The sequence below is a fragment of the Desmonostoc vinosum genome (assembly GCF_059505385.1).
Genome location: NZ_JCACKM010000248.1, coordinates 1 through 6,565 on the forward strand (window position 1 = coordinate 1; position 6,565 = coordinate 6,565).

Consider the following 6,565-nt stretch of genomic DNA (forward strand, 5'->3'; position numbering starts at 1 on the left):
GCTACGCCCCGCTACGCCCCGCTACGCCCCGCTACGCCCCGCTACGCCCCGCTACGCTAACACGCAGAGGCAAGGCAGCGCGTTGCGGAGCGAGTGTGGTCTTGGGGAGCCACCCCCGTGGGCGGGTTTCCCGACTTGAGGGGAGTGGCGTGGTTTCCCCCATGAACAACTCGCGTCGGGGTTCCCCCCGTTGTAGCGACTGCCGCGCACCAGACGCAGAGAGAATAAAGAGTTTGAGATTTCAATCCATCATATTTCATCCTATGATTCAGCAACGCCCTACAGGGAATTGGTGTATTTGTTATTTCTCCCCCTGCCCCCTCTCTCATCTCCCTCATCTCTCGGTTGGTGAGCAAAGTCGAACCACATCTCCTCGATTCCCCACTAATCAAGTTTTAAAGCATTCACTGGAACATCATCCCAAGACTCGACTATTCGCAATCGTGCTACCCAACCTGCTGCTTTTTGCGTTTGGGTCAAATTATCTTGAAAGGAATCATGACAATCTTTGGCTTGAGACTCATTACAACAAGCAATACAAGCATGAATCATCCCCGATGGGTCAATTTGCTCATTTACCCAAATAGTCATGTCTATTACCTCAACAGATGTAGCTAAAATAGCAATCTGTAATTTTAGCAGGATTGGTCAAAAAAGAGAGCTGGGGGAGCTGGCGAGGAAGAATCTTATAATCATCTTCGCTCTCAAGGTTGATAATTTCTTTTATCAAGAAAGGCAGAGGGCAGAAGGCAGGAGGCAGAAGGAATACTGTTTTCTGCACTCTGCCACGACCGGAGGGAGTAAGGGTTTAAGACCCCCACTGAAACGAAGTTCAGTGGCCCCAATTAAGGAGGGGTCTGAATCCCCTTCTTAATTGTCCCTTCTGCCCTCTGCCTCCTGCCTTCTGCCTTCTTCAAGGAATTCCTTTAAATCGAGAATGCAAAATGTAAAAAAGGACTATAAATGTTATTTTATGCTTTATAGACAGATAAGATAAATATCATTTGATGGTTATCAAAGCTAATATATTTAATTAAGAATTTATTTAAAAAATACACAAAATATTATATTTATCTGACCGCTTGCTAATGTCTGGGACAGCCTCTTTTGTACAGGAGCGATCGCTATGACAGTTGATATCGATCAACTTTTAGCCGACTGGAAAAACAAGGTCAAAGTTGCTAGTCACAATCTCCTTGAATTAGAAGAACTGCCAACATATCAACGTCTGTGCGGTAGCTTTGGTTTTCCCAAAACAGATTTGACGGGAATCACTGCGGTGCAAGTAACTCCAGCGTTGACGGCAATTAACGATTTATTTCAATATCTTGACTTGTTGGCGCAAACAGTAGATAAAGCCGCCCAGCTAAGACAACAACTACCGCGCTTTTTAGGGGGAAAACAGAAAATTGGCTTTTTAGCAGCAGGAGAGCAGAAAATAGACGAGATTAGACAATTGCTAACAGGAGCCTCCATTCACTTGCCTGCTGTGCAAACACCACTGGCCCAAAGAGGACTATTAACCGGGGCTGAGAAAGCGAAAGTGATTACTCCCACCCAGCTACTCGAAGTGATGACACATGCCTTCTCTATTGCTAAAGACACAATTTTATCTGTTGATAGCGCTTGGACAAACTTGGATTCAATGTTAGTGAATGCAGAAGCACAGATCATTTCACTGCAACAATTAGCTGCATCACTAAATCAAAGTGCCCTGAGTGAACTTGTGCAAGCGAATGCTGAGATTGCCTCCTTAAGCGATCGCATCGAGCAAGATCCTTTGGGAGTCAGTCAAGAATTAGAGCAGCAAATTCAGCCATTATTAGCACAACTCCAATCAGCATTACAGCAAAAAGCCAAACAACAAGCCCAAATCAAAGAAAAATTTGCGATCGCTCACAATTTATTGCAGCAATTAAAAGAAATTAATACTAAATCCGTCACCACTTTTGCGGAATGCCAAGAAAAAGTCTTGGATCACTCAATGCTGAAAACTCCATTAACTCAGATACAAATCGACGCCCTCAGCCAATGGCTAACAAAGTTAGAAACCAAATTAACAGAAGGTTTAGTCAATCCGGTTATGGTTGGTTTAGAAAATTGGACAATCAAAGCCAAAGAATACATAGAATCAGTAGAACAAGCATACACAGTCAATAACGCGCCCCTAGAAACTCGTCGAGAGTTGCGCGGACGCCTTGAAGCCCTCAAAGCCAAAGCACTAGCACGAGGATTGATAGAAGATGTCACCTTAGCCGAGTTAGCAGAACAAGCAAAGCAATTACTCTACACCCAACCAACCCCTATAGACAAAGCGACTGAACTAGTTTCTCGGTATGAAAAACGGTTGAATAATGGGGAGTGGGGAGTAGGGAGTAGGGAGTGGGGAGCAGGGAGCAGGGGGCAGGGGGAGAAATAACAAACACTTACTCCTCACTCAGCACTCAGCAGTTGTACAGACGCGATTAATCGCGTCTCTCAGCACTCCCCAGTCCCCAATCCCCATTACCCCTTATCCCCAGAGGGGGCCCACCTTCCCCATTACCCCTAATCCCCACTCCCTGCGGGAGCGGGGGCCCCGAGTTCCCCAATCCCCATTCCTACTTATGCAAGGCTTACGCTGTACGCGAAATGGATGTACTGGTACTGTTGAGGATGGTTATTGTGACATCTGCGGTTTGGCGGCGATGCCAGCTTCGTTGGTCAGCCAAAAACAAAGCGCACCCATCACACAAAAAGATTTACCCGTTACTTTAGGTACTGGTTCCTCACCTCTAACCAATCGTTCCCAAGGATCACGACGTACTGGTAGTACATCTGCTCGCAGTAGTCGCAGGCAATTGGGTGCAGGACTCATATCCATACCAGATTTGCCATCGACTGAACCGGAAAAAGCGATTATCTCTAATCCGCAAGTGTCGGAAAATAAACGCTTTTGCTCGAATTGCAATAACCCACTACGACGGGAAAGGGGATTTTGTAGTAAGTGTGGACAGAAGTTTTCATTTATTCCTACCTTGCACCCTGGTGATTTAGTTGTGGAGCAATATGAGGTTAAAGGCGCGATCGCATATGGTGGTCTAGGTTGGATTTACTTAGGTTTTGATAAAACCCTGTCTCGCTATGTAGTACTGAAGGGATTACTCAATACTGAAGATGCGTCCAGTGCTGCTGTGGCTTTGGCAGAAAGACAGTTTCTCGCAGCGGTGAAACACCCCAATATCGTTGGGATCTATAACTTTGTGAATCACAATAGTGAGGGTTTTATCGTCATGGAGTATGTTGGTGGTAAAACCCTTAAAGAGATTCGCAAAAGTCGTGCGCCGTTACCTGTAGCAGAAGCGATCGCCTATACTCACCGTATCCTCAGTGCATTTGCTTACTTACATTCTTTGGGGTTGGTATACTGCGACTTCAAGCCAGACAATATCATGGTTGAAGGCGGTGATGTGAAATTAATTGACTTGGGCAGTGTCCGTCGTATTGATGATCCTGATGGTGATATTTACGGTACTGTAGGCTACAGCGCTCCTGAAGCAAGTGAAGGGCCAACTGTTGCCTCAGATTTGTACACTATCGGTAGAACTTTAGCGGTACTACTCACAGACATTCGAGGTTTTAGCAAAGAAAACCTCTATAAAATACCCCAGCCCCACGAAGAACCTTTATTTGCCTTGCAAGAGTCGCTGTATCGGTTTTTGCTCACAGCAACCGCAACAAATCCCGATGACCGTTTTCAATCAGCAGATGAAATGGCAGACCAATTACTGGGTGTATTACGGGAAGTAGTAGCGATCGCCACTAATATTCCCCGTCCATCTACCAGTAATCTGTTGAGCGGAGATATGCTTGCACTAACTAATAGTATTGACTTTGAGCCAATCCCAGCCGATTATCAGCAATTACCTGTACCGATACTAGATTCTAGCGACCCTGGTTTTAATGCTGTATTAAATGCTAGTGCGATCGCCGATCCAGTCAAGCGGGCTGTTAGCTTAGAAGTGATCGCTCAACAAGTTCCTAATTCCACTGAAGTATGGCTGCGATTAGTAAACACCCTCATTGAAACGAATGAACACAGCCAGATAGAGCAGATTTTAACCACACTCAAAACCAAAGACCCTTGGGACTGGCGAATTTTTTGGTATTGGGGCCGGGCATTGATGGCGCAGAGTCAGTTCTCAGAAGCACAACAAGCATTCGACCGAGTATATTCCAACTTGCCGGGAGAGATAGCCCCCAAACTGGCATTAGGACTAGCAGCAGAACAAGCACAAAATTACTCTTATGCCATTAAAATGTACGACCTAGCATCTCGCACTGATCCCAGTTATGTATCAGCAACATTTGGTTTAGCTCGTTGCCTACGTACCACAGGCGATCGCAACGGTGCTGTGGCTGCACTAGAACGTGTACCTCCAACCTCCAACATGTTTACGCGATCGCAGATTGAAATTGCCCGCACTTTGATTAATAGCGATCGTTCTACCCCCGGAACCCCAGAACTCCAAGCAGCTTCAGCAGCGATTGAAGCACTAGCCCTAGAAGGCATAGATCGCTATCGACTGACACAACAAGTTCTAGAAACAGCACTAAACTTATTAACCTCCCAGACATTACAACCCACCGCCGATTTAACAATTCTGGGACAGCCACTACAAGAAATACATCTAAGAAAAGGGCTAGAAAAAGCCTTGCGTGACATGGCACATCTAGCAAACGGCAACGAGAAAATTCGCCTAGTTGACCAAGCAAATCGGATACGGCCGAGGACTTGGGTTTGAGAGTGAGGCAGGGGGAGAAATAAAAAACACTCAGCATTCCCCATTACCCTGCCCCCACGACCGCTAAACTAACCAGCCTAATACAACCCTCATCACAAAAAAATGCGATCGCCATCTCCCACTCACTCATCGAATTTGCCCGTAATAACGGCGGACATGACAACTGTATTGACCTCTGATTCTCTTTCTCTGCGTCTCTGCACGGCAGTTGCTAAAACTTTGGGAACCAAAGCAACGCACTGCCTTGTCTCTGCGTGAGATCAACCCACACTATCATCAAAAAGCACAATGCCCAACCAATTCAAAGCTGAAGTCTTTCAAAACCAATACCTACCTCAAGGCACCAAAGAAGTTCATGCCATCATGACAGTTAGCGTCGAAGAAGGTGAAAGCATACCCGTAACACCCAGCAGTCAAAGACTATTTGGTATTATTTGTGACACCTCCGGTTCCATGGGAGGTGGCAAGATCCTCTCAGCTAGAGAAGCGATCGTCAAAGTCGTCAACCTGTTACCAGAAAATGCTCACTTCTTCATAGTAACTGGAGCCAGTAGAGCCACCGTAGTATTTCCCGTTTCTCAAGCCACACCAGAGAAAAAGCAAAATGCGATCGCATCTTTGAGAAACATCACCGCCACAGGTGGCACACTCATGTCAACCTGGCTAAACGAAGCCTTGACACAGTTCAAAAAAATGCCTAACGCCGTTCGTCAAGCATTACTACTCACCGATGGGCAAAACGACGACTCCGACGAACAAAAATTGCAAACAGTTTTACAGCAATGTGAAGGAATCTTTCAGTGCGACTGTCGGGGAGTCGGCACAGATTGGCGAGTCTCCCAACTCCAATTAATAGCAGGTAAGCTGCTGGGTACAACCGACATTATCCCCAATGCCTCAATGATTGAGGCCGACTTCCAGGCGATTCTAGAAAAAGCCATGAGCAAAGACGTGAGTGACGTTGCCATGCGTTTGTGGACACCACAAGGAGCAAGAGTTTTATACTGCAAACAAGTGAGTCCAGATATCGTTGACCTCACCAACCGTGCCAAACCCGTCAAACCCCAAATAGTTGACTACCCCACAGGTGCTTGGGGCAAAAAAGAATCTCGTGATTACCACTTTTGTATCCAAGTGAATCCAGGAAATGTTGGTGATGAGATGCTAGCAGGTAGAGCCAGCTTAGTTTATACCCTCAACGGTACAGAAACTAAAATTGCCGAAGCACGCATCTTAGCAACTTGGACAGATGATGATGCCAAATCCACCAAAATTGATCGGCGAGTAGCCCATTATACTGGGCAGGCAGAACTTGCTCAATCAATTCAAGAGGGGTTAGAAGCCCGTGCCAGAGGTGATATTGAGGTTGCCACAGCCAAATTGGGCAAAGCAGTTAAACTTGCTCATGAATCTGGTAACGAAGCAACAGCCAAACTATTAAAAACCGTAGTTGATATAGAGGACGCGCCAACAGGTACAGTGCGCTTGAAACGAGAAGTAGCAAAAGAAGATGCAATGGCCTTGGAAACTCGCTCTACTAAAACCACTCGTATTCCGAAAAATTAGGGAGTGGGGAGTGGGGAGTGGGGAGTGGCTCTTATGGGTAGGTTTTTTAGATTTCGCGTTTTGGTTGACGCGCTTACGCGCTTACACGGTGAGACAGCGAGTAAAGGAGGGTTTCCCTCCGCAGGCGACTGCGTTAGCGAGCTTGCGAGCGTCACCCGAAGGGTGACGCAAAGAAAGATTTCGGAACGAAAAAATAGGTTTTTTCAGACTGAATA

General features: G+C 46.2%; 4 protein-coding genes. 3 read left to right on the forward strand and 1 reads right to left on the reverse strand.

From position 1 onward, the window contains the following. Nucleotides 1–384 precede the first annotated feature (384 nt). Complete coding sequence (locus tag AC5JMF_RS28060; protein WP_495798992.1) at nt 385–591, reverse strand: glycogen debranching protein; 207 nt, start codon at nt 589–591, stop codon at nt 385–387. A 535-nt stretch (nt 592–1,126) separates the two neighbouring features. Between AC5JMF_RS28060 and AC5JMF_RS28065 the strand changes: the two genes are divergently transcribed. The 3 genes from AC5JMF_RS28065 (at nt 1,127) to AC5JMF_RS28075 (ending at nt 6,350) form a co-directional block, all read left to right on the forward strand. Further along, entirely contained in the window at nt 1,127–2,419 is a 1,293-nt protein-coding gene (locus AC5JMF_RS28065) for a hypothetical protein (protein WP_495798993.1), read from the forward strand. 187 nt (nt 2,420–2,606) lie between these two features. Further along, nucleotides 2,607–4,784: a serine/threonine-protein kinase gene (locus tag AC5JMF_RS28070; RefSeq protein ID WP_495798994.1), complete on the forward strand. Its 2,178-nt coding sequence runs from the start codon at nt 2,607–2,609 to the stop codon at nt 4,782–4,784. A gap of 288 nt (nt 4,785–5,072) precedes the next feature. Beyond that, nucleotides 5,073–6,350 carry a vWA domain-containing protein gene (locus tag AC5JMF_RS28075; RefSeq protein ID WP_495798995.1) on the forward strand — a complete coding sequence of 426 codons (1,278 nt, stop codon included), beginning with the start codon at nt 5,073–5,075 and terminating at the stop codon, nt 6,348–6,350. The last annotated feature ends 215 nt before the right edge of the window (nt 6,351–6,565 follow it).

What these genes read in the sequence shown, in the direction of transcription:
- AC5JMF_RS28060 (WP_495798992.1), bottom strand. Translation starts at nt 591, where the DNA reads ATGACTATTTGGGTAAATGAGCAAATTGACCCATCGGGGATGATTCAT.
- AC5JMF_RS28065 (WP_495798993.1), top strand. Translation starts at nt 1,127, where the DNA reads ATGACAGTTGATATCGATCAACTTTTAGCCGACTGGAAAAACAAGGTC.
- AC5JMF_RS28070 (WP_495798994.1), top strand. Translation starts at nt 2,607, where the DNA reads ATGCAAGGCTTACGCTGTACGCGAAATGGATGTACTGGTACTGTTGAG.
- AC5JMF_RS28075 (WP_495798995.1), top strand. Translation starts at nt 5,073, where the DNA reads ATGCCCAACCAATTCAAAGCTGAAGTCTTTCAAAACCAATACCTACCT.